This is a genomic window from Caballeronia eucalypticola (assembly GCF_047608185.1).
Lineage (GTDB): Bacteria > Pseudomonadota > Gammaproteobacteria > Burkholderiales > Burkholderiaceae > Caballeronia.
In genome coordinates this window covers 47,758-71,473 of record NZ_JBLKRU010000024.1, presented here as the reverse complement: position 1 = coordinate 71,473, position 23,716 = coordinate 47,758, and the positions used below count along the sequence as shown (strand labels likewise).

The following is a 23,716-nucleotide window of genomic DNA, read 5'->3' as shown; positions in this document are numbered from 1 at the left end:
AACGCAGTAGCAGGCCAGAAGCAGACCGTTTGGGCAGGATTTTGAACTGTGTTGTGCCCAACATGGTCTTTAATAGGCAGTGCGTTCAACTCTTCTTTTAAAGAACCCTATGTCGACCTCACTTGCTACAGCAACTTCCTCCCCGCAACCTCCCGGCAAGCATCCCGCCCCGCCGTGTACGCTCGTCATCTTCGGCGCGGCCGGTGACCTGACCAAACGGCTGCTGATGCCGGCGCTGTACAACCTGTCGTCCGATGGCCTGCTTGACGACAAGATGAAGATCATTGGCGTAAACCACGGCGAGCTCGAGACGAGCGCCTGGCGCGACCAGCTGACCGAATCGCTGAAAAGTTTTGCCGCCGACAAAGCGGGTGCTTTCCATACTTCCAAACTCGACGATCGTGCGTGGAACTGGGTCGCGGAGCGCCTGGAATACGTCGCTGGCGAGTTCGAGACCGATGACGTATTTAACAAGCTCAAGCAGTCGCTGGGTGACAGTGGAAATGTCATTTTTTATCTCGCTGTCAGTTCGCGCTTCTTCAAGCCGATCGTCGAGCGGCTCGGCAAGGCGGGTTTGCTGAAGGAAACCGACCAGGGTTTCCGGCGTGTCGTGATCGAGAAACCGTTTGGACACGACTACGCATCGGCGAAGGATCTCAACGAGAGCATTCTCAAGTTCGCCGGCGAGAACCAGATTTATCGTATCGATCATTTTCTGGGCAAGGACACGGTGCAGAGCATCCTCGCGGTGCGCTTCGCGAACGCGTTGTTCGAACCCATTTTCCGGCGCGAGTACATCGATCACGTGCAGATCACGGCGGCCGAAACCATTGGCGTGGAAGCGCGTGGCGGGTTTTACGAGCAGACCGGCGCGTTCCGCGACATGGTCCCGAACCACCTGTTCCAGTTGCTCGGCATGGTCGCCATGGAACCGCCGAATTCATTCGATGCTGAAGCCGTGCGTGACAAGAAAGCGGACATTTTCGATGCGATCCAGCCGCTGAAACCCAATGACGTGGTGCTCGGGCAGTACGAAAAATCGGCGACCATGGCGGGGTATCGGGAAGAAGCCGACGTCGCGCCGGATAGCCAGACGGAGACGTATGCGGCGGCGCGGGTGTTCGTGGAGAACTGGCGCTGGGCCGGCGTGCCGTTTTATCTGCGCACGGGTAAGCGGATGACGGCGCGGCGCACGGAGATATCGATACAACTGAAAGCCGTGCCGTTCCTGTTGTTCCGCGACACGCCGGTGGATACCCTCGTGCCGAACGTGCTGACTTTGCGGATTGACCCGGAACACGGCACGAGCTTCGATTTCAACGTGAAGGTGCCTGGGCCCGTGATGAAGGTCGGGGCCGTCAAGTCATCGTTCAAATACGGCGATTTCTTCGATGAAAAGCCGAACGTCGGTTACGAAACGCTGCTGTATGACTGCATGCTCGGCGACGAAACGCTGTTCCAGCGAGCGGACAGCATTGAAACAAGCTGGGCGGCGGTTGACGGTGTGTTGCATCCCGAAGGCGGCCCGTTGCCGGTACATGGCTACACGGCGGGCAGCGCGGGACCGAAGGAAGCCGACGAACTGCTGAAGGCCGACGGCCGCGCCTGGCGTCCGCTGGTGGCTGACGATCACACGCAAAAAACCGATCACGACGACAAGAACTAAGGAGAACCGTATGGGGACAGCAGCGCGCAAGGCCGCAGTGAAGAAAACCGTAGCAGTGAAGAAAGTCGCAAGCAAGGCACCAGCAAGCAAGACCGCCCGACGTTCGAGCGCGAAGGAACGGATTCTTGCCATCGACGTGGGCGGGACGGGCCTGAAGGCCGCGATTATCGACGCGCACGGGAAGATGGAAACGGAGCGGGTCAAGGTGGCGACGCCGCATCCGTGTCCGCCGGACGTGTTGGTGCAGAAGCTGGTGGAATTGGTCGGGCCGCTGTTGACGCCGCTGCCGGCCACGCAGATCTCGATTGGTTTTCCGGGCGTAGTGCGGGATAACCACATACTGACCGCACCAAACCTCGGCAACGAATTCTGGCGCAACGTGCCGCTCGCGGCGATGCTGGCCGAGCATCTTGGGCACCTCCCGGTGCGTATCATCAACGACGCCGAGATGCAGGGGCTTGCTGCTATCGAAGGGAAAGGGATCGAGTTCGTGCTGACGCTCGGCACGGGTGCAGGCACCGCGCTTTTCCGCGATGGCGAACTCATGCCGCATCTCGAGTTGGCGCATCATCCGGTGAGCAAGAACAAGACGTACGACGAATATCTCGGCAATGCGGCGCGCGACAAGGCGGGCAACAAGCGCTGGAACCGCCGCGTGGAGAAGATCATCGGCATTCTGAGTTCGCTCGTGAACTACGACCGTCTGTGGATTGGCGGCGGCAACGCAGCCAACCTTAACTTCGACTTGCCGGATAACGTGAAAGTCGTCTCGAACGAAGCAGGTATTGAAGGGGGCGCGCGGCTTTGGCACCCGCGTTCAGTGCGCGAAACGCGGCAGTTGCCGGCTGGAGCGTTTGAATGACATCCATTGGCGATACGGGTCTCAAGCTCAGTCCCGGTCACGATGATCCGGAGAAGGCGCTGGCGAAGGTCGAACTCGTGATCACGGATTGCGACGGCACCTTGCTCTATACGGATAAATCGCTCGGTGAGCCTGCGAAGGAAGCGGTGCGCAATCTGACCGCCGCGGGTGTCCGCTTCACCGTGGCGAGCAGCCGGCCGGGCAAGGGCATGCATTCGATCGTCGAAACGCTTGGGATCCAGTCGCCGTTTGCCGCTTTCAACGGCGGCAAACTCGTTGATCCCGCCGGCTGGAAGACCTTGAGCGCTCACTTGTTGTCGCGCGACGCGGCGCAAGCGACCTTGGAGAGCCTGGAGCGCGACGGAGTGGATGCATGGGTGTTCATCGACGACCAGTGGTACATCACGAATCCCGGCGGCGAATACGTGCCGCTGGAGCGCCGGACCGTGGGATACGACGCGGTGGTGGTCAAGCGTTTCGAGGACATCGACCTGGATTCGGTCGAAAAGATCGTGGCATCGACGAAAGACGCGGTGCTGCTTGGACGAAAGGAGGCCGAGTTCCAGGACACGCTCAAGGGCCGCGCCATGGCAATGCGCTCACAAACCTATTACCTCGACATCACGCATCCGCTCGCGAACAAAGGCGAGGGCGTGCGCGAACTGGCGCGGCTGGCGGGCGTTGCGCTGGGAAACGTGGCGGTGCTGGGAGACATGGGCAACGACGTCGCCATGTTCGACGTGGCGGGCGTTTCCATTGTGATGGGTCAGGCGTCGGCAGACGTTCAATCGCACGCAACGTTTGTGTCGGCTACGAACGATGAAGACGGCTTCGCTTTAGGCCTCAACGGATTGCTGGCGGCCCGGAAGGGAAAATGATGATGCGAGGGTTGAGGAGAACGAGGACGCGTAGGAGAGCGACATCGGCGCCATGCGATGCTGACTGGCAGCATCAAGCGGTGGCGCCGACGAAGCGTTGCTCTCGTCTCGACTCCAGCCAACAAAACTGCGCGGGACTCGCTTTAACGGCGCGTCACGACAGCGTTCTGCTTAGCGGCGACGCATTTGCGGACGTTGACCGCCGCCGGTTGCGCGTTCGTCCTTGTGCCGGAAGTTGATCCGGCCTTTCGTCAGGTCATACACCGACAATTCCAGCGTCACACGGTCGCCCGCGAGAATCCGGATGTGGTTCTTGCGCATGCGGCCCGATGCGTACGCGCCCACGACCACGCCGTTGTCCAGCGTCACGCGGTAGCGGCTGTCGGGAAGCACTTCGTCAACAATGCCGTCCAGCTCGAGTAACTCTTCTTTCGCCATATAAAGCTCCTTAAATCATCTATTCGATGCGATTGTATGCGAGACCGGCCCGACCTCGCGATGCCTTTTAACGTCTAACAGCCGCATCTAGTCACAGATCTGCAACAGTCTGCCCGTCGATCTGGCCGTCGATCAGTTTTTCCGCATGCAACAAGCACGCCCGGCGAGCCTGGCCGCCGTTTTCAAACGATCCGGTCTGTTCAATGCGGAACACGCGGCTTTCGCCCGTTGCTTCCTCGCCTGCCGGCGGCGCGCGGCGGATGCGCACCGACGCTTCGTAGCCGGTATCCGCTGCACGGACTGCGGCACCGCCGTCACGGGCGCCACGGGGGTAAATCAGCGGATGAATTTCATAACCTTTGTACGTCTTAAGCGGCTTGACCAGTTCTTTCATGTTTCCTGAGTTCCTGTATTGCGCCCGCCCGGGCATCGAAATGGTGCGGACGATGCCTTGAAAACCACTTCGTCGACCGTTCGGTGCCCCATGGCACGCGCGGCCGACCAAGCGCTTACGAGCAAAAAATGACGCGCGGCGCACACATGGCGCAGCCGCTCGCTGGGCTGTAGGTGTTGAAGAACGTCGCGGTAACACCGCAGTAACACGTGCGCCGCGCATGTCGCGCTGCCCATGCCCCTATGCACGTATTACCTATGCAACCATGCGCGGTACAACGCGTGGAAACAAGCAACCGTCGACGTCGCTGCTGTTTAAACTTTGAAGACGAATGCAGGGCCGCGACCGTTTGCGGAGCCCACACTGCCGGGGCGATGACATTCAGCCAAAGCGAAGCGCTGAAATGTTGGATGGATCGCTGCTGCCGTGGCAAACACGCTGCGCTAGAAGCGCACTATGTATTATTAGACAGCAAATCAGAAAAAAGTTCCGCTGTCGCCGGAGGCCCCGCCTCTCGATGCTGCAATGCTGACATGCCGTCCGACGGGAGCTGCGCTTGGCTTCCGCGCTGTTTCTGCCGAATCGTCTTAAGTCATCCAACCGCCTTCCAGCGGCACCGAAGCATCCATTATAACCATCATAGCCATCCTGCCTTGCGGAACCGCCAGTAAAGGCCAATGTCCAGCGCCAGCATCACGACAATGACCGCCGGATAGCCATAGGCCCAGTCGAGTTCCGGGATGCGGTGGAAGTTCATCCCGTAGATCCCGGCGATCATGGTGGGCACGGCGAACAGTGCTGCAAACGACCCCAGCCGCTTGGTCACTTCGCTTTCCGCCAGCGAAATCATGCCCAGGTTGACCTGAATCGCGGTAACGATCATTTCGCGGCGTCCTTCGATGGTTTTCACGATACGCAACAGGTGATCGTACACATCGCGGAAATAATCCTGCATGCCGGTACAAATGCCTGGCGCGCGGCCGCCGTACAGCTTGCTGACCGCCTCCAGCAGCGGCGCGGTGTGATGTTGCAGCAGGACAAGCCGGCGCTTCAGGGAGTACAGGTCTTCGATGATCACCCGCGACGCCGCCGACCCGTTGCGCTCGAAAATGCGTTCCTCGAGTTCGTCGAGCTCCGCGCCGAGCGTTTCCAGAATGGGGAAATACCGGTCGACTACATTGTCGATCAGCGCGTACATCACGAATGCCGGGCCGTGTTCCAGCAAATGCGGTTCGCGCTCGCACCGCTTGCGCACGTCCTGGAAACCCTGGCTCGTCCGGTTACGGACGGACAGCACGTAGTTCTTTCCGACGAACACGTTGATCTCGCCGACCACCAGCTCGTTGTCGGTATCGAGTTCCACGGTGTGGAGCACGCAAAACAGCGAGTCCGCGTACTCGTCGATCTTCGGGCGTTCGTGGCCTTGCTGAGCGTCTTCCACGGCAAGTTCGTGCAGCCCGAACTGGTGTGACATATGCGCGAGTTCGCCCGGGCCGGGGTCCTTCAGCGCGACCCAGACGAAGCAGTCGGAAATGTCCCGGTATGCGGAAATATCGTCGATAGCGACGTCGGCGAGCTTGCGGCCTTTCTGGTAAGCCGCGCAATTAACCAGCATGGATTCCTGCCCCCGCACACGGTGATGGTGCCGGCGCATGCCGCCTTTCGCGAAGAGCGGCAGCGTATCAGGGAGGCATGGCCGGGATTGCGGTAGATGTTAGCGGATTTGCCGGGCGCCTACTGCGCAGGCGTCTTCCCTGATCCGTCGTCTTGCAACCCGGCCGGCACGCAAGTTACGTCTCGCTATGCGAGTAGTCCGAGGTCAGTTCGGAACTGAGCCGCGGCGTTTCCGCCTGCGGCGCCAGGGAGTTGTCGCGTTTCGTGAGCTTGCCTTCCACGGAAGCGCCAACGTCCATGCGCAGTTGCTGGTAATAGATGTTGCCGTTCACATGCGCATTCGATTGCAGCTCGACAAAATGCTCGACGGTGACATCGCCGGTGATGGTGCCGTTGATCACGATGTCATACGCGATGACATTGCCTGTGATCGAACCTTGGTCGCTGACGACCAGCAGCGTCTGCTCGCCCGCGCGGCCCGTCACGTTGCCCTTGACGTGGCCATCCATGCGCAGCCCGTCGCTGAATTCGAGGTTGCCGGCGATCTGGACATCGTGTGCGATCAGCGTAGCCAGCTTGGCTTGACTGACGCCGGGAGATTTTTTCTTGAACATGGGAGAACCCCTTCTGGTCTGGATTGCAAAAATGGTTGCCGGTCATGGACGGATCGATGTGCCGGCGTGGAGGGTGGCTTGGGACCGGTCGGTCTAGTTCGACTTGTCCCGTTGACGCTTGAGGAAGGTCAGGTCCGTTCGCATTCGATGAATCTCCGCCGAGCTTTCGGCCGCTTGCTGCTCCATGACGAGCCGCGTCGCCACTTCGTGGTCGAGAGCGAGGCGCGCCTTCGAAAGTTGCTCGCGGATCTCGCGTTCAGACATGGGCGGTGCGCACAACGCATCGGCCTTCTTGCTGTTGTCGCGCGACGTGACAAGTGCGAAGCCCGCCGCCGCCAGCGCGGCCGCGGCGCAGGCAGCGGCAATCGTGCCGAGCAACAGCATGGGCCACGTCGGACCGCGTCTTGATGTCAGCGAATAGGTGCGGCGCGTGAGCTTGTGCGAAGGCCTGTTTCGATCAGTTCGCGGCATTGGATTTCGGCTTGAAGAGGGCGAGATAAGACGTGGGATTGAGTTGTGTCCCGTCGATGATCACCTCGAAGTGCAAGTGCGGTCCGGTCGAGCGGCCCGTCGAGCCGATTTCGGCAATCTTCTGGCCGGGCATGACGAGATCGCCCACTTTCACGAATATCTTCGATGTATGTCCGTAGCGGGTAATCACGCCGCTGCTGTGCTGGATATCGATGGCATTGCCGTAGCCGCCATGCGGTCCCGCCTGGATCACGCGGCCGCCCGCGCTGGCGAAGATAGCCGTGCCTGTAGGGGCAACGAGATCCACGCCCGGATGAAAGTTCAGATGTCCTGTGAAAGGGTCGATGCGGTTGCCGAATGGCGAACCGGGGCGCGCAGCGGGCGCGGGCTGGCGGCCCGGAAACGCCATGTATGACGCGTAGTGAGCGAGCACGGCGTCATCGAGTGCACCGATGGTTGTATCGAGGCAATCGAGCGCGCTTTGTGTCCGCTTCAACCGCTGCGGCGCGGAACCGGTAGCCGCCGCGTGCTGGGCGTCGCAGAGGCGCGGCGGCATTGATGGTCCGCCCGATGCGCTGCTGTCGAGCGGCGATTCGTCGTCGTTATCGGGGAGCGGCGGAACCACGTGGATGTCCGGATGATCGGCCGCGCGCCGTGCCGCTTTCAATTGTGCTTCGAAGTCCTGAAGTTCATTCACTTGCGACACGAGTTCGATCACACGCGGTTCGATATGCGTGAGTGTTGCGCTGATCTTGCCGAGCTCATCGATTTCGTAGGAGCGCCGCTCTGTTTGCGCTTTCTCTTCGGCCGCGTGCGTGTTGCCCATGGCCGCGCCAATCGCGATGCCAAGCGCGAGCGCGGCCAGGATCATCGCAACGACGGCGACGATCACCATGGCGCGGACAGTGCGCGCTTCGACGAAACGCACACGCTGGTGCGACACGTTCCGGCGGGACCAGATGACGAACGCCATCAGCGCACCGAACGCGGCAAACGCGCGCGCAAAAACGGGGGCGAGCAAACACCCCCGGGCGATGGATGACCGGTCTGTCTGCGAGTGATAAATATGAGATGGATAAAGGTCACGTCCATGTGAAAACGCCGCAGCAGGGCTACGGCGGAAAGCCTTATGGGCGGACGATTATGCACCCGTTACGCGAATGCGTATCTCATATATAAGGGGAGCTGAACAAACACGAAATTCACGGCCTCACCGTTTCGTTCCATAGCATCTCGCGCGCCTCGCCCATCAGCAGCGGACGATTGATTTCAGCCACTGTGCGCAAGAAATCCCACACTGCCGTGATGCGTTTCAGTTTGCGCAAATCTTCGCGGCAGGAGAGATAAAAAGCGCGCGTGACGACGATGTCATCGGCGAGAACGGGCACGAGGCGCGGGTCCTGCGCGGCCATGAAACACGGCAGGATTGCGAGCGAGCGGCCCTGCAACGCGGCGTGATATTGCGCGATCACGCTGGTGCTCCGCCAACGCGATACAGCACCCGGAATCGCGCGTTCGAGATAGAGCAGTTCGTAGCTGAACGCGAGGTCATCGATATAACTCGCGAAGCGATGTGTCGCGAGGTCTTCCACCCGGCTTATCTGTTCATGCTGGTCGAGATACTCGCGCGTGGCGTAGAGGCGCAAGCGGTAGTCGCAGAGTTTGGTGTAGACGGTCTGGCCGTGTTCCGGGCGCTCGAGCGTGACGGCGATGTCGGCCTCGCGCTTGGACAAGCTGACGAAGTGCGGCACCGGCAACAAGTCGATGAAAATCTGCGGATGCACGTCTTGAAAGCGCGCGAGCTGCGGCGCCAGAAAGAAGCAGCCGAAACCTTCGGTCGAGCCAACTCGCACGTGACCGGACAACGCGTGTCCCGAGTTGGCAATGTGCTCGGTCGCCGATTGAACCGTGCTTTCCATTGCGTCGACATATGCCAGCAGACGCTGTCCTTCGGCGGTCATGATGAAACCGCCGCTGCGGGATTTATCGAAGAGGAGGGTGCCGAGTGCGTCTTCCAGTGCGCGCACGCGCCGCGCGACCGTCGTGTAATCGACGCCCAGACGCTTCGCCGCGCCGCTTGCGCGCTGGGTTCGCGCCACTTCGAGGAAGTACCGGAGATCGTCCCAGTTCAGGTTGCTAAGGCCCGGAGTCGTGCTTTTTTGCATATCGGATGGGTATTTGTATCCATACTTCGTAGAGATTTGCATAACTATACTGAAGGTTGTGGACTCTCCCTAGCCGTTGTGTAATGGGTGAGCCAACAACATTCAAATAATCCGGAGACGACATTCCCCCTGGCGACCCGCGCGGCATTTTCCGCGTGCGTCCGCGTCTCTGTCATCCCGTTCCACCAGGAACGTTCCGTTCAAGGAGCCTCTCTATGAATACCGTTGCTGACCGTCCGTCGCAGGCCGAACAATCCAACGCCGGCGTGCGCACGGCAAAATTGCTGATCGATGGCAAGTTCGTTGAATCGACGACGCAGGAGTGGCGCGATATCGTGAACCCTGCGACCCAGGAGGTCGTTGGCCGGGTGCCGTTTGCGACCGAGGCAGAAGTGGACGCCGCCGTGGCGTCGGCGGCAAAAGCGTTCCAGACGTGGCGCCTGACGCCGCTTGGCGCACGCATGCGCATCATGCTGCGCTTCCAGGACCTGGTGCGCCAGAACATGAAACGGATCGCGCAGACGCTGACGGCCGAGCAGGGCAAGACGCTGCCCGATGCCGAAGGCGATATCTTCCGCGGCCTCGAAGTGATCGAGCATGCGTGTTCGATCGGCACGCTGCAGCAGGGCGAATTCTCCGAGAACGTCGCGGGCGGCGTGGATACCTACACGCTGCGCCAGCCCATAGGCGTGTGCGCCGGCATCACGCCGTTCAACTTCCCCGCCATGATCCCGCTGTGGATGTTCCCAATGGCGATCGTCTGCGGCAATACGTTCGTGCTGAAGCCATCGGAACAGGACCCGTTGTCCACCATGGAGCTGGTCGAGCTGGCGCTCGAAGCGGGCATTCCGGCGGGCGTGCTGAATGTCGTGCACGGCGGCAAGGACGTGGTCGATGCAATCTGCACGCATCCGGACATCAAGGCGATCTCGTTCGTCGGATCGACGCATGTGGGAACGCATGTTTACAACCTCGGCAGCCAGCACGGCAAGCGCGTGCAGGCCATGATGGGCGCGAAGAATCACGCAGTCGTCTTGCCCGATGCAAACCGCGAGCAGACGCTAAACGCGCTTGCCGGTGCGGGTTTTGGAGCGGCGGGGCAGCGTTGCATGGCGACATCGGTGGTGGTGTTCGTGGGGGCATCGAAGGACTGGTTGCCGGAACTGGTCGAGCGGGCGCGCGGTTTGTCCGTGAACGGCGGCACGGAAGCGAACACCGACGTCGGACCGGTCGTCTCGCGCGCGGCCAAGGAGCGGATCCTCGGGTTGATCGATGCAGGCGTGAAGGAAGGTGCAACCCTTTCGCTGGATGGCCGCGATGTAAAGGTGAAGGGATACGAGCAGGGCAATTTCATTGGCCCGACGGTGTTCTCTGGCGTCACCACCGACATGACCATCTACAAGCAGGAGATTTTCGGACCGGTCATTTGCGTGCTGGAAGCCGCAACGCTTGACGATGCCATTGCACTGGTCAACCGCAATCCGATGGGCAACGGCGTTGGCCTCTTTACGCAAAGCGGCGCGGCGGCGCGCAAATTCCAGAGCGAGATCGATGTCGGCCAGGTGGGGATCAACATTCCGATTCCCGTGCCGGTGCCGTATTTCAGCTTCACCGGATCGCGCGGTTCGAAGCTGGGCGACCTTGGACCGTACGGCAAACAAGTCGTGCAGTTCTATACGCAAACCAAAACCGTCACGTCGCGCTGGTTCGACGACGCCACCGTCAACGACGGCGTCAACACGACTATTTCGCTGCGCTAAGTTGGTTGTCAGGTTTGCGAAGCAATAAAAAGGGGAACGCAATGGAAATCGGCTTTATCGGATTGGGCAACATGGGCGGCCCCATGGCCGCCAACTTGCTGAAAGCGGGGCATTCGCTGACGGTTTTCGATTTATCGAAGACGGCATTGCAGGCGGCCGTCGATGCAGGCGCGCGGACGGCCGCATCGCCTCGTGAGGCGGCTCAGGCAAGTGAGGTGGTGATCACCATGCTTCCGGCCGCCGCGCACGTCAGGGCGGTGTATCTGGAACCGGATGGCGTGCTCGCCGGGGTTCGTCCGGGCGTGCCGCTGATCGACAGCAGTACGATCGATCCGGCGACCGCGCGGCTGATTGGCGAAGCCGCTTCGAAGCAGGGCAATCCATTCGCCGATGCCCCCGTTTCCGGCGGCACCGTCGGCGCGCAGGCGGGCACGCTGACGTTCATGGTCGGCGCCAATGCTGAGTTGTTCGAAACGCTCAAACCGGTGCTCGCCGGCATGGGCAAGAACATGGTTCAGTGCGGCGAAACGGGGACGGGTCAGATCGCGAAGATCTGCAATAACCTGCTGCTCGGCATTTCGATGATCGGCGTGGCGGAAGCAATGAAACTGGGTGCGTCGCTTGGGATTGAACCAGGCAAGCTTGCCGGAATCATCAATACATCGACAGGACGTTGCTGGAGCGCCGATACGTGTAATCCCTACCCTAACGTTTTACCGAATGCCCCTTCGTCACGCGGGTATACGGGGGGGTTCGGCGCGGATCTCATGTTGAAGGATCTGGGGCTGGCCGTTGATGCAGCGCGTCAAGTCAAGCAACCCATCCTGCTGGGTGCGCTCGCGCAGCAGCTCTACCAGACCATGAGCATGCAGGGCTTGGGCGGGTTGGACTTCTCCGCGATCATCAAGCTGTACAGTAGCGAGGAGGCCTGATTAATATTTGCCGATTGCGAATTGCTGCGGCGCATTTTATGTGATCTTTTAAGCTGCGTTGCAGCATCGCATTCGCTCTGCCATGCCAAGCAAGGACATGGGGAATACGATGATTCGCTTCTTCTGATTTTGGCCTATTCTCAAAGCACGACGTTCATGTCTTCATCTGTATTAGTAAGTAAATTACTAACTGAGCGATGAATTCAGTGATGAAGGCAGCGAAGCCGCTTTGAGATGTTTATTAGGTTTATCAGGTTAATTAAGGCCAGCGAAATGCCGGCGGCAAATAGCCAGGATCAAGGAGAGCCAGATGCAAACAACTCGTCATTTTCACATGGAATTGCGGCATGCAACGCTGCCGACCTACGTGTTCAGCTACCTGTTCCCGTTGGTGCTGCTGGCGTATGAGTTATGGCGCGTAGGTTCGTGGGTGGCCGTGCGTGGCTTCAACTTCGCGGACTTCAGTTCGATGGGGTATGAATTTGCGCTGATGCTAGCGGTGTTTGCAATCCAGATTATTGTTGAAATCGCATTCATGGCTGCGGCCATGTTGACGAAACACCATGACGTTGCACATCGTGCAGGTAACTTGCTGCTTGGTGTGTTCTGCTCGGTGGTGGTGCTCGGATTTGACCTCGCACTGCAATACGCAATGTAACGTCAAAATAAAAGCGCGCGGTTTATGTGAGCAGTCGCGCTATTCAGGTTCTCGCAGCAATAAAAAGCCTGTTCGAATGTTTTGTTCGAGCGGGCTTTTTTCGTTGGGTTTTAAGCGCTTGCGGATTCGAAAATCAGCAACCTACCGCGGTTGGCAATTCAGGCGCCGACTGCGAGCGTGATTCAAAGCATTTCTTGTTCGCTTCCTTGAGCGCCGTGCGCAATCCTTCCTCGATCACCGGGTGATAGAACGGCAGCTTCAACATGTCTTCCACGGACAGTTCCAGTTGTAACGCCCATGCAAGCAGATGCCCGAGATGTTCGAGGGCCGGTCCACACCCTTGCGCACCGAGCAATCTGCCGGTCTTGGCGTCGGCATAGACATGCAGCAAACCCCGATTTTGCCGCAGTACGCGACTGCGCCCCTGGGTTTCGAACGACACGCTTCCGGTTACTGTCATCTGCTTGTCGAGGTCGTCGTAGGACGCACCCGCGATCGCGACTTGTGGCTCGCAGAACACAATGGAAAATGGCACCTTGCGTTTGACGGATTGGACATCAGGAAAACACGTGGCGTTGTCGCCGGCGAGCTTCCCTTCGTCGGCGGCATCGGAGAGAAAGGGACGCGTGCCGTCGCAATCGCCTGCCATGAAGATATTGCTGTCGCCACACTGCATCGACTGTTCGTTGAAGAGGGGAACGCCCTTGTCGTTAAGTTCGACGCCGGTCTTTTCAAGCTGCAATGAAGTCAATGCAGGCTTCCTGCCGGTCGCCACGAGCACGCGGTCGAAGCGCTCAGTGCGTTCGGTCCCATCCAGCGCTTTAAAGCGGATCGTGGGTTCTCCATCCTGCATCGATTTTTCGAGGATGGTCGCGTCGGGGTCGAGGTAAAACTCCTGCTGCAGCGCTTCAATCAATGTATCGCGCACAGGAGTGTCCGACAGCGCACCCACCTGGTTTTTCTGGCTGAACATGAAGACTTCCACGCCGAGTCGGGCGAATGCCTGGCCGAGTTCCAGGGCGATTGGCCCCGCGCCGAAAACGGCGCAGCGTTTGGGCAGGGTCTTCAGCTCGAAGACATCGTCGCTTGTGATCAGGTGGTCGCCGAACAACTTGAAATCGTCTGGAACGATGGATGCCGAGCCTGTGGCGATCACTACGGCCGTGGCTTCCACGCGCGCGAAGTCATCGATGAGAAGAACGGTACGCGACTCGAAGCGAGCGTAGCCACGGATCACCGTGTCCTGAGGAAACGAATCCGTCTCCTCCAGCACCCCTTTGACGAAGTGATCGCGCTCCTTGCGCACATAGGCTAATACATGCTCACCGTTTGCTTCAAGCTCATACGTGCCTTCAATGCCTCGGGGCGCTTGTGCCTTTGCATCGTGTAGTCCATTGGCCGCCGCGAGCAGCAGCTTGGACGGCATGCAGCCCACGCGCGCGCAGGTGGTGCCGAACTCGGCGCCTTCGATGATTACAGCCTTTTTGCCTGCATGCCGTGCCGCACGATACGCGGCCATGCCAGCCGTCCCAGCGCCAATGACGGCGACGTCCACCTTGATCTGCTTCATTGTTACCCTTGCATTAGATAGGTTCGACTGCGTACTCGAGCGTGTTTTCTACGACCACTGCGGATGTGCCCCGTCCAGGCTCCGGTCGAGCTGGAACGCGGTGCTGATCAGCGCAAGATGGGTCAGTGCCTGGGGGAAATTGCCCAACGCTTCGCCGCTGATCGCAACCTCTTCGGAGTACAGGCCAACGTGGTTGGCATAGGCCAGCATCTTCTCGAATATCAGCCGTCCTTCATTCACCCGGCCTGCTCGCACAAGTGCTTCCGCGTACCAGAACGAACACGCGCTGAAACCGCCTTCCTCGCCGGGAAGACCATCGAGCGAATCGCCGCGCGTGTAGCGGAAAATCAGCGGATCGACGCCTAGTTCGCTGCCGATTGCATCGAGCGTCGAAAGCCAGCGCGGATCTTTCGGGCCGATAAAACGTACGAGCGGCATCATCAGCGTGGATGCATCCAGCGTCGCCGAATCGGGCGTCTGCACGAAGCTCTGGATCTTGTCGTTCCAGAAGTTCGCGTAGATATCGGCGTGAATGGCGTCGCGTACCGCGTTCCACTCGGCGAACGGCGCGGGCAGAGAACGTTTTTGCGCGAGGCGGATTGCGCGATCCATGGCGACCCAGCACATCAGGCGGGAATGCAGCAATGGCCGGCCGCCGTTGCGAAATTCCCAGATTCCCTGGTCTGCTTGTTGCCAGTTTTCCGCAACGAAATTCACCGTCTGCGTGACGTGGCCCCAGCCGTCGTAGGAAATGGCTTCGCCGTATTTGTTGTACAGGTAAATAGCGTCCAGCAACGCACCGTAGACGTCGAGCTGCGTTTGATCGCGCGCTCCATTGCCGACCTGCGGAGGTTCGCTGCCGGTGCCATAAAGTTCGGGGACGATTTCTTCTTCCGGCGTCTCCTCGCCGTCTACCGCGTACATGACCCGGAACGACCCGTCCGAGCCGCACTCCTTGTTGCGCTCGGCGATCCAGTTCTTGAAGTTGCGTGCCTCGCCAATGTAGCCCAGCCGGAGCAACGCGTAGACGGAGAATGCAGCGTCACGAATCCAGGTGTATCGATAATCCCAGCGGCGTTTGCCATCCGATGTTTCCGGCAACCCGAACGTCGGCGCAGCGACAATCGCGCCAGTTTCCCGCGAGCTCAACAACTTGAGCAGCAGCGCGGAGCGCATCACGACTTCGCGATAACGGCCGCGGTAGGTGGATTGCGCGGACCATTCGCGCCAGAAGTCGATGGTGCCGGACAGCGCTTCCTTGCAAGGAAGCGTCCTGCGCAAGGCTTCAGATTCCGCGCCGAAGATGAAGCAAACCGTCTCGTCCTCCTTGAGATCGAAGCTTGCGACAGCGTCGTCGTGATCGATCGACAAGGGCACGGTCGCATCGAGCGTGAGGGCTTCTGTCTGAGCGCCGGCCGCCCGGCTTGCGGGCGTGAAGCGCAGCGTATTGGCATCGACTTGCGTAATTTCGTGACTGCCGCGGGCATAGTCCAAACGCGGCGCGCAGCGCATTTGCACGGACATGTCGCCGTAAATCGCACGCACGATCCGCACGACGCAATTGGAGGTCGCCTTGGCGTCGTCGTCATCCGAGACGGGCATGAAGTCGACGATCTCGCACACGGCCTGCGCCGACATGAAGCGCGTCAGCAGCACGTTCGTTTCCGGCAGATACATCTGCTTCGTGCGCGAGACGTCGAAGGTCGGCGTGATGCTGAACGCGCCGCCATTTTCCGGGTGCAGCAGCGATCCGAACACAGTCGGCGAATCGATGCGCGGAAAGCACATGAAATCGATCACGCCATCGGTCGACACGAGCGCGGTCGTGCGCATATTGCCGATCAACCCATGCGCCTCAACCCCAATGCCCTGTTCCGGTCGGGGGCGGTCTTCGCGAGAGCTAACCATTGTCGGCAAAGCCCGGATACAGGGTCATGCCGCCGTCCACGAACAAGGTGGTGCCAACCACATAGTCGCTGTCGTCGGACGCCAGCCAGACCGCTGCCCGGCCGATATCCTCGCTCTCGCCAATCCGGCCGTAGGGCACGAGTTCGAGCAGCGCCTTCAACGCTTCGGGGTTGTCCCACGCCGCCTTGTTGATCGGCGTGCGGATGGCGCCCGGTGCAATCGAATTCACGCGGATCCCGTGCGGCGCGACTTCCTGCGCGAGCGATTTCATCATCATCTGGATGCCGCCTTTCGACGATGCATAGTTGACGTGTCCCGCCCATGGAATCACCTCATGCACCGAGCTCATGCAGATGATCTTGCCCAGCGCCTTGGACACGGGACGCGAACCGCGCCGGAGGAATTCACGCACGGCGCGTTGAGCGGTGAGGAACTGGCCCGTGAGGTTCACGTTCAACACGGCGTTCCAGTCGGCGAGCGACATGTCGACGAATTTCGCGTCCTTCTGCAGGCCGGAATTTGCGACCACGATGTCGACCGTTCCGAAACGCTTGATCAATGTGTCGAACATGGCGTCGATGTCGGCTTCGTCGGAGACATCGGCCTGGATGGCGATAGCCTGGCCGCCGGCTTTTTGTATCGATGCCGCGAGCGCTTCAGCAGCTTCGCCATGCGAGTGGTAGTTAATCGCGACGCTCGCGCCGGCATCGGCGAGCGCTTGAGCCACGCCGTAGCCTATGCCCGAACTGCCACCGGTGATGAGCGCGACCTGACCTTCGAGTACTGGGTTCATAACGTTCCCTGATTCGGTGCGAAGCGCGCTGTAGGCAACGCGTTATTGCGTAGCGCCTGCTCGCGATGCACCTGCTGGGGGCCGGCCTTAAGCCGGAGACGTCAGGGGACGGAGCAAGTGCCGGTCCCGCTCGCGAAAGCGTTCGTGGACTGGCGCCAAGGCGTCCTGCTTGCTATTCCGACTCCACCCCAAGCGCGGGAAAACGTTCCGTGGGATAGGCGATCTCGTCTTGCGACGCGACGATCTCAAGCTCATAGCGTCCGGCCTGGAATGTATTCCGTACGACGGCGTTCACTGCGGCAAGCGTGTGCTCCAGCGCATCTCGCACCGAGTCGCCCAGCAGCGTACGCGCGAGAAATACCGCGCTGGTCAGGTCGCCCACGCCGACCGGTTGCCGCGCGAAAGGGTAGAGCGGCCGCTGCGCAAACCACGCTTCGGTCGCGGTCACGGCGAGCATGTTGAAGGTATCGGCGCGGCTGTTTCTGTCGATCAGGTGTTTGACGAGGATGACTTTCGGGCCACGGGCGATCACCTCGCGGCAGGCCGCGACCGCTTCGTCCACCGTTTCGATGGTGCGTCCCGTCAGCTTCTGCAATTCGATGTGATTCGGCGTCATGGCATCGGAGACCTCCGGCATGATGTTCACCAAGAACTCCTGGATGCCCGGTTCGACGATGCAGCCGCTAGTCGTGCCCATGACGGGGTCGCAGAAATAGCGCGCTTTCGGATTGACGGCTTTCACCATCCTGACAATTTCCACGACTGCGGCGCCTTGCTCAGGCGAGCCGAGATAACCCGACAGGATTGCATTGCAGCGCGACAGCACGCCGATAGCACCAATCCCTTCGATCACGCGCGTCAGTTCGTCGGCGTCGACAACCCCGCCGGTCCAGCGCCCGTATTGCGTGTGATTCGAAAACTGCACGGTGTTGAGCGGCCAGACGTTGACGCCCATGCGGCGCATGGGGAAAACCGCCGCGCTGTTGCCTGCGTGGCCGAAGACCACGTGTGACTGAATACTGAGGACGTTTTGCATGATGGTTTTTAGAGGTGCAGGACAGCGGCCTCACGGCCGCGCACGAAAACCGCATGCATGTTCGGCATGCCAGACATCATTGTGCCGTGGTTTTTGCCTGTATCGGAAGATCCTGTCCGTGGAACCTGCTCGTGAAAGACCCGTGAGAGCGGGATCCGCTTGGCATCACTTGGCACGAGGATTGCTAAAACTCGTGGATTTGATGCGACGCATAAGGGCGAGAGTCTGTCCGCCAAAGACATTCCATCGGATTGCCAAGCGATTTTGACGAACTCGCGCATCAATTTCCGAAAAGCAGGTGCGAACTATTCACCTTTGCAGCAAAATCATCCCAAACCGCTCAATCAACTGTTGTTCAAACTGAGGTTCAAATCCTCTGGAGAAAACCACCCAGTCCCATTCGAGTCATTCGCCAGCAAGCACCGGTAAACAGCTGAAACAAGCTACAAACAGGCCAGAGACAGGCCGCAAAACAGGAGGTCGGTATGGAGACGCTGACAGGAAATCGTACGGATCTGCAGAAGAACACGCTGGCTATCGTCCTTGCGGGCGGCCGGGGTACCCGGCTCGGACCGCTCACGAATAAACGCGTTAAGCCAGCAGTGCATTTTGGCGGCAAATACCGGATCGTGGACTTCGCGTTGTCGAATTGCCTGAACTCAGGCATCCGGCGCATCGCGGTTGTCACGCAATACAAGGCGCATTCGCTCTTGCGCCACCTGCAGCGCGGCTGGGGTTTCCTGCGCGGCGAGTTCAACGAGTTCATCGATATCTGGCCGGCCCAGCAACGCGTTGACTCAAGCTGGTACAGGGGGACGGCGGATGCGGTCTTCCAGAACCTGGACATCATCCGGTCGATCGGGCCCGAGTACATCATCGTGCTGGCGGGGGACCACATCTACAAGCAGGACTACACGCGCATGATTCTCGATCACGTCGAGAGCGGCGCGGATTGCACGGTCGGCTGTATCGAGGTGCCGCGCATGGAGGCGACCGCGTTCGGCGTGATGCACGTCGATGCACAGCGTCGTATAACGGATTTCCTGGAGAAGCCGGAGGATCCTCCCGCGATGCCGGGCAAGCCGGACGTCGCGCTCGCGAGCATGGGCATCTATGTGTTCAGCGCGAAGTACCTGTATCAATTGCTCGAAGAAAACATCCTGACCTCCGATACGGATCACGACTTCGGCAAGGACATCCTGCCGCGTGTGGTGACAAGCGGCAAGGCGATCGCGCACCCGTTCGGCATGTCATGCGTGACGTCGGAAACCGACCCGAACGCACCGCCGTACTGGCGTGATGTGGGTACCGTGGACGCATATTGGTCGGCAAATCTGGACCTCGCGTCGACCATTCCAGCGCTCGACTTGTACGACCGCAAATGGCCCATCTGGACGAATCAGGAGCAGTTGCCGCCGGGCAAGTTCGTGCGCGACCTGCACGGGCAGCAGGGCGCGATCAACAACTTGCTTGTGTGCGGCGGCTGCGTGATCTCGGGTTCCCAAGTCGCGCGGTCGGTGTTTTCATCGGCGGTGCGGGTGCATTCGTTCTGTCACATTAACGAAGCCGTTCTGTTGCCGCAGGTCACGGTAGGCCCGAGCTGCCGCCTGAAGCGGGTGGTGATCGACCGGGGTTGCACGTTGCCCGAGGGGCTGGTCATCGGTGAAGATCCTGATTACGATGCGGAGCGGTTTTTCCGAACCGAAAACGGCGTGGTGCTCGTGACACAGGACGCGCTGACACGTCTCGGACAAGCGAAGCAGTCATAATTCGGGCGACCGGAAACAAGCCAATGGGGAACCGATGACCGTATGCGTGCTGCATGTTGCAGCGGAGATGTATCCGCTTTTGAAAACCGGCGGCCTCGCCGATGTCGTGAGCGCATTGCCGCCGGCCCAGACGCAACTGGGCACGAATGCCCGCGTGATCCTGCCGGCATTTCCTTCGGTGGTGGCGGGGTTGACGCAGATCGAGCCCGTAGCCGACCTTGGCTGGGCGTTTGGCATCGATCACGTGCGGCTCGAGCGAGGTCTGCTCGGACCGCATGGAATCGTGGTCTACGTAGTCCGCGCGGATGCGTTCTACGATCGGCCGGGCAATCCGTATCTGGACAGCTCGCATACGCAATATGCCGATAGCGACCGGCGTTTCGCACTGCTCGGCTGGGCGGCCGCGCGGCTCGCGAACGGAGCGGACACGGCCTGGAAACCCGACGTCCTCCACGCGCACGACTGGCACGCCGGCCTCGCGCCGGCGTATCTGCGGGCACACGAGCGCGCGACCGGCGCGGCGCGCGTGCCCTCGGTCATGACGGTTCATAACCTCGCGTATCAGGGCGTGTTTCCCGCCGCGGAATTCGGCGTGCTGCAGTTGCCGGCGGATTTTTTCTCCGTCGATGGCGTCGAGTTCTACGGTCATCTGTCGTTTCTCAAAGCCGGACTGTTCTACGCGGATCGCATCACGACCGTGAGTCCGACTTACGCACGCGAGATTCAAACTCACGCTCAGGGCGCCGGGCTCGATGGTTTGCTGCGAACCCGCACGCACGATATCAGCGGCATTCTCAATGGCGTCGATAAAACCGTGTGGAATCCGGCGACCGATACCACCATCAACACGCCTTACTCCATCGCCAAATTCACCGGCAAAGCGAAGTGCAAAGCGGCATTGCAGGAACGTGTCGGGCTGGCGCGCGAGCCGGATGCGTTGCTGTTCGGCGTGGTAAGCCGGCTGACCGAGCAGAAGGGAATTGATCTGTTGCTGTCGGCGCTTCCGGATATCGTCCAGCGCGGGGGGCAACTCGTCGTGCTGGGCACCGGCGATCCAGCGCTTGAAAATGGCCTCAAGAATGCTGCGCTGGCGCATCCGCAAGCGGTTGCCGTGGAGCTTGGATTCGACGAAACGCTCTCTCATTCGATTATCGCGGGCAGCGATATCGTCATGGTGCCGTCACGCTTCGAGCCGTGCGGCCTGACGCAGTTGTACGCGCTGGCATACGGTTCGCTCCCGCTCGTGCACTGCGTTGGAGGGCTCGCCGATACCGTGGTGGATGCGTCGCTGGAGAATCTCGCGGACGAAATCGCTACTGGTTTTGTATTCGAGAAATTCGACCGGCCATCGATTGTTGCCGCGATCCGGCGCGCGTTTGCATTGAAGCAACGGCGGCTGGAATGGAAAGCCGTGGTGCGTCGCGCGATGGAACAGGACTTCGGCTGGGAAGCATCGGCATTGCGATACTGCGACGTGTATCGCGAGCTGATGGGATCGCGTCAGGGTTAGTCGGTTACTCGTCGGCCAGGTCGCGTGCAAGCGCGTGAATCGCGATCTGCACGCGGCTCGACAGATTGAGTTTTCGAAGCACGTTGCGCACGTGAATCTTCACGGTGCTTTCGGCCAGGTCGAGTTCACGCGCAATATCCTTGTTGCTTGCGCCGCGCGCCAGGATCCGCACGATGTCGCGTTCTCTTGGCGTTAATACAGGAGACGCTGAACTGCGTGATTCGAGCGACGTGGGCAGCACGGCTTCTTCCACGTGTGCCGGCGTTCTCATCTGCGCGATCAGCCGCTGAGTCATGCTCTCAGCGATCACGGATTCGCCCGCCGCCGCGCGGCGGATCATGGTAGCGAGCGCATCGGCTTCCATGTTTTTCAACAGATAGCCGCACGCACCGTCACGCAGCGCGCGGGTCAGTTCATCCACGTCTTCCGACACGGTCAGCATGATGACCGCTGTATCCGGCAAATCCTGCCGCAGCAACTGCAACGTTTCGATCCCCGATAACCCCGGCATGTTCAAGTCGAGCAGGATCACGTCCGGGCGATGCTGCTTTGCGCGCTTGAATCCTTCGATGCCATCGGCGGCATCGTCCACGACTTCAAAGTCGGGCAGACGCTGCAATAACGCGCGCACGCCGGAGCGAAACAGCGTGTGGTCATCGATTAAAAGAATGCGGATAGTCATGCTGCCTGCCGTTCGCTGACGGGCAGCAGAAGGTATACGCGTGCGCCCGTGCCAGGTTCGCTGGTCAGCTCTAAGAGCGCGCCAAGCCGCGCCGCGCGTTCATGCATGATGTGGAAACCGACGTGCGCCTCACCGCGGCTGGCGATATTAGCGGGATCGTAACCGTCGCCGTTGTCGTGTATCGTCAGTTCAAAATCGCGCGCGTTCTTGAGCGTAACGTGGACCTGCGTAGCCAGCGCATGTTTGCGTACGTTCGACAACGCCTCCTGAAGAATGAACAGCACCTGTAGCTGCTGGTCGGGCGGCAAGGGCAGTCCGCCTGTTTCGTCGTAGTCGAGTGTGACTACTGCATCCGTTTGCCGCTCGAAGCGCGTGACCGTCTCGTCCACCGCGTCGCGAAGGTTGCCGGTCGCAAACTTCGTGCGGAAATTGACGAGCAGTTCACGCACGTCCTCATAACTTTCCTCGAGACCTCCGCGCAACAACGGTGCGATCTCGCGCACTTCGTTCATGTCGTCGCGGCTGGCGGCGTTATCGAGTAAATGCAGTTGCAGCTTCAGGAAATTCAGGCTCTGCGCAATGCTGTCATGCAGTCCTTGCGCAGGCTCTGCGCAATGCTGTCATGCAGTCCTTGCGCGACCAGGTGACGTTCCTGCGCGACCGCAAGCTGACGCGCCGCCGTGGCGAGCCGATGATTCTGCAAAGCTGTGCCCAGATGTTTGCCGAGCGTTTCGAGCAGCCGTGTTTCCGACGGCAGCATGGGGCGGTCACCGCGAAAATGCAGCGAGAACGAACCCAGCGTTACGTCGTGCGAGACGATGCCGAAGGCCGCGACTGCATCGAAACCTGCCTTGCTGCAACGAGTCGCGGGCCCGCTGTCAGCCGTTTGCTGCATGCGCAGATCGCGTACGACCGTAAGGCCGCTGGTGGCTGCCGCGCCGCACGCGCAGGTGCTGGCCGGCATGCAGCGCTCGGCATTCAGAATGGGCTCGGGCAAACCTTCGGACACAACCAGATGCAGGTTGTCCGCTTCTTGCGCGAGGACGCGAACGGTGCCTCCGCCGGCATTGAACTGGCGCATGACACGCGCAAGAAACCCGCGCCACAGGACTTCAACGTCATGCGCGCCATGCAGGAATGAGGTCATCTCGTAGAGTGCGACCAGCTCGCCGTTGCGGGTGGCGAGTTGAGCGGTTTTGCTTGTCACGCGCAGCGCGAGATCCCGGTACAAGCTTTGAAGCTCGCTCGCCATCCGGTTGAAGCCATGCGCAAGATGACCGAACTCGTCGCGCGATTCGACGGGCAAGCGCGCGCTGAATTCGCGCTGCTCGATACGGGACAAACCGCGCTCCAGACGCCGTACGGGCGTGACGAACCACGCATAGAGCAAATACACGATCGCAATCGTACCCAGGCACGCGAGCGCTGCAAGGGCTATTTGCCAGCGTCGCAGCCAGGCGGTCTTGCGCGCGTTTTCACGCTCGATCATGCGGACCAGGGCATCGGCTTCGGCCACGAACGCGGGCAGCCGGGCGAGATACAGCGAGGGGGTATCGATGGAACTCGATAAATCATGCGAGATTGCTGGCATCAGCGACTCGTGCCAGGACCGCGACACGGCCGCTAGCTGAGCGTGGATTGCGGGTGCGGCGGGAAGGAATAACGGGCGTTCGGGATCTCCGCTTTCCAAATTGGCCAGCGTGAGATCGAGCAGGGTGCTTTGCGACTTTACGTCGGCTTTGTGGCCGGCCCGTGCTTCGTTGAGCTGGATCGCCACGTTACCCGCGCGCATGCGCAGGCTGCCTGCGTCATTGATTGCGGCCCCTGCGCCTTCGAGTTGCCAGGACAGCCAGAGCGTACCCGCAATCATGGACAGAACTAATGCCAGCGCCACGCCGGACAACGCGACAATGCGCGTGGATAAGCGGTATCGGAACGGCGTGGCGAGGGAGGAGGTCAGGTGAAGCGGATGATCGGACATGGAACTGCGTGCTTG

The 23,716-nt window shown here is 60.3% G+C and carries 20 protein-coding genes and 1 pseudogene; 8 read left to right on the top strand and 13 right to left on the bottom strand.

The features are described from left to right. The first annotated feature begins 109 nt into the window (after positions 1 to 109). The 3 genes from zwf to ACMX25_RS24960 are packed head-to-tail and all read left to right on the top strand — an operon-like array spanning position 110 to position 3,406. On the top strand, positions 110 to 1,666 hold the full coding sequence (zwf, locus tag ACMX25_RS24970) for a glucose-6-phosphate dehydrogenase (RefSeq protein WP_414952725.1): 1,557 nt from the start codon (positions 110 to 112) through the stop codon (positions 1,664 to 1,666). 10 nt (positions 1,667 to 1,676) lie between these two features. Continuing rightward, on the top strand, positions 1,677 to 2,528 hold the full coding sequence (locus ACMX25_RS24965; protein WP_414952724.1) for an ROK family protein: 852 nt from the start codon (positions 1,677 to 1,679) through the stop codon (positions 2,526 to 2,528). Continuing rightward, entirely contained in the window at positions 2,525 to 3,406 is an 882-nt protein-coding gene (locus ACMX25_RS24960; RefSeq protein ID WP_414952723.1) for an HAD family hydrolase, read from the top strand. Before ACMX25_RS24965 ends, ACMX25_RS24960 begins: the two co-directional genes overlap by 4 nt. 171 nt (positions 3,407 to 3,577) lie before the next feature. On the opposite strand, the gene infA is transcribed toward ACMX25_RS24960, so the two are convergent. The 7 genes from infA to ACMX25_RS24925 all read right to left on the bottom strand — a co-directional run bounded on the left by infA (position 3,578) and on the right by ACMX25_RS24925 (position 9,102). After that, positions 3,578 to 3,844 carry a translation initiation factor IF-1 gene (gene infA / locus ACMX25_RS24955; protein WP_031361766.1) on the bottom strand — a complete coding sequence of 89 codons (267 nt, stop codon included), beginning with the start codon at positions 3,842 to 3,844 and terminating at the stop codon, positions 3,578 to 3,580. Positions 3,845 to 3,935: 91 nt separating this feature from the next. After that, positions 3,936 to 4,229, bottom strand: coding sequence for a hypothetical protein (locus ACMX25_RS24950; protein ID WP_174254562.1), 294 nt, complete (start codon positions 4,227 to 4,229; stop codon positions 3,936 to 3,938). Between the two features lie 646 nt (positions 4,230 to 4,875). Further along, on the bottom strand, positions 4,876 to 5,853 hold the full coding sequence (corA, locus tag ACMX25_RS24945; RefSeq protein WP_414952722.1) for a magnesium/cobalt transporter CorA: 978 nt from the start codon (positions 5,851 to 5,853) through the stop codon (positions 4,876 to 4,878). Between the two features lie 175 nt (positions 5,854 to 6,028). Further along, on the bottom strand, positions 6,029 to 6,466 hold the full coding sequence (locus ACMX25_RS24940) for a bactofilin family protein (protein ID WP_414952721.1): 438 nt from the start codon (positions 6,464 to 6,466) through the stop codon (positions 6,029 to 6,031). 93 nt (positions 6,467 to 6,559) lie between these two features. Next, positions 6,560 to 6,937 (bottom strand): hypothetical protein, encoded by a 378-nt coding sequence (locus ACMX25_RS24935; protein WP_414952720.1) that lies wholly within the window; start codon positions 6,935 to 6,937, stop codon positions 6,560 to 6,562. Continuing rightward, on the bottom strand, positions 6,924 to 7,958 hold the full coding sequence (locus ACMX25_RS24930; RefSeq protein ID WP_462686299.1) for a M23 family metallopeptidase: 1,035 nt from the start codon (positions 7,956 to 7,958) through the stop codon (positions 6,924 to 6,926). Before ACMX25_RS24930 ends, ACMX25_RS24935 begins: the two co-directional genes overlap by 14 nt. A 181-nt stretch (positions 7,959 to 8,139) precedes the next feature. Then, positions 8,140 to 9,102: a LysR family transcriptional regulator gene (locus ACMX25_RS24925; protein ID WP_414952719.1), complete on the bottom strand. Its 963-nt coding sequence runs from the start codon at positions 9,100 to 9,102 to the stop codon at positions 8,140 to 8,142. A gap of 215 nt (positions 9,103 to 9,317) precedes the next feature. Between ACMX25_RS24925 and ACMX25_RS24920 the strand changes: the two genes are divergently transcribed. The 3 genes from ACMX25_RS24920 (at position 9,318) to ACMX25_RS24910 (ending at position 12,452) form a co-directional block, all read left to right on the top strand. Continuing rightward, positions 9,318 to 10,862: a CoA-acylating methylmalonate-semialdehyde dehydrogenase gene (locus tag ACMX25_RS24920; RefSeq protein ID WP_414952718.1), complete on the top strand. Its 1,545-nt coding sequence runs from the start codon at positions 9,318 to 9,320 to the stop codon at positions 10,860 to 10,862. 41 nt (positions 10,863 to 10,903) lie between these two features. Beyond that, on the top strand, positions 10,904 to 11,794 hold the full coding sequence (mmsB, locus tag ACMX25_RS24915; RefSeq protein ID WP_414952717.1) for a 3-hydroxyisobutyrate dehydrogenase: 891 nt from the start codon (positions 10,904 to 10,906) through the stop codon (positions 11,792 to 11,794). A 310-nt stretch (positions 11,795 to 12,104) separates the two neighbouring features. Continuing rightward, a complete protein-coding gene (locus ACMX25_RS24910; protein ID WP_414952716.1) occupies positions 12,105 to 12,452 on the top strand; it encodes a hypothetical protein in 348 nt (115 codons plus the stop codon). A gap of 133 nt (positions 12,453 to 12,585) precedes the next feature. On the opposite strand, the gene ACMX25_RS24905 is transcribed toward ACMX25_RS24910, so the two are convergent. The 4 genes from ACMX25_RS24905 to pdxY all read right to left on the bottom strand — a co-directional run bounded on the left by ACMX25_RS24905 (position 12,586) and on the right by pdxY (position 17,759). Further along, positions 12,586 to 14,022, bottom strand: a complete 1,437-nt coding sequence (locus ACMX25_RS24905; protein ID WP_414952715.1) for a dihydrolipoyl dehydrogenase — start codon at positions 14,020 to 14,022, stop codon at positions 12,586 to 12,588. Between the two features lie 48 nt (positions 14,023 to 14,070). Next, positions 14,071 to 15,930 (bottom strand): glycoside hydrolase family 15 protein, encoded by a 1,860-nt coding sequence (locus ACMX25_RS24900; RefSeq protein ID WP_414952714.1) that lies wholly within the window; start codon positions 15,928 to 15,930, stop codon positions 14,071 to 14,073. Continuing rightward, positions 15,923 to 16,723 carry an SDR family oxidoreductase gene (locus ACMX25_RS24895; protein ID WP_414952713.1) on the bottom strand — a complete coding sequence of 267 codons (801 nt, stop codon included), beginning with the start codon at positions 16,721 to 16,723 and terminating at the stop codon, positions 15,923 to 15,925. The genes ACMX25_RS24900 and ACMX25_RS24895 overlap by 8 nt, the downstream gene beginning before the upstream one ends. 172 nt (positions 16,724 to 16,895) lie before the next feature. Next, entirely contained in the window at positions 16,896 to 17,759 is an 864-nt protein-coding gene (gene pdxY / locus ACMX25_RS24890) for a pyridoxal kinase PdxY (protein ID WP_414952712.1), read from the bottom strand. A gap of 485 nt (positions 17,760 to 18,244) precedes the next feature. Between pdxY and glgC the strand changes: the two genes are divergently transcribed. Next, positions 18,245 to 19,528, top strand: a complete 1,284-nt coding sequence (gene glgC / locus ACMX25_RS24885; protein WP_299711590.1) for a glucose-1-phosphate adenylyltransferase — start codon at positions 18,245 to 18,247, stop codon at positions 19,526 to 19,528. 34 nt (positions 19,529 to 19,562) lie between these two features. Next, complete coding sequence (gene glgA / locus ACMX25_RS24880; protein WP_414952711.1) at positions 19,563 to 21,038, top strand: glycogen synthase GlgA; 1,476 nt, start codon at positions 19,563 to 19,565, stop codon at positions 21,036 to 21,038. A 4-nt stretch (positions 21,039 to 21,042) separates the two neighbouring features. Here the strand turns inward: glgA and ACMX25_RS24875 are convergent, their stop codons facing one another. Both ACMX25_RS24875 and ACMX25_RS24865 read right to left on the bottom strand, forming a co-directional pair. Next, a complete protein-coding gene (locus ACMX25_RS24875; protein WP_414952710.1) occupies positions 21,043 to 21,720 on the bottom strand; it encodes a response regulator in 678 nt (225 codons plus the stop codon). Continuing rightward, positions 21,717 to 23,701: pseudogene (locus tag ACMX25_RS24865) on the bottom strand (type IV pili methyl-accepting chemotaxis transducer N-terminal domain-containing protein). The gene ACMX25_RS24875 and the pseudogene ACMX25_RS24865 overlap by 4 nt, the downstream one beginning before the upstream one ends. Between the last annotated feature and the right edge of the window lie 15 nt (positions 23,702 to 23,716).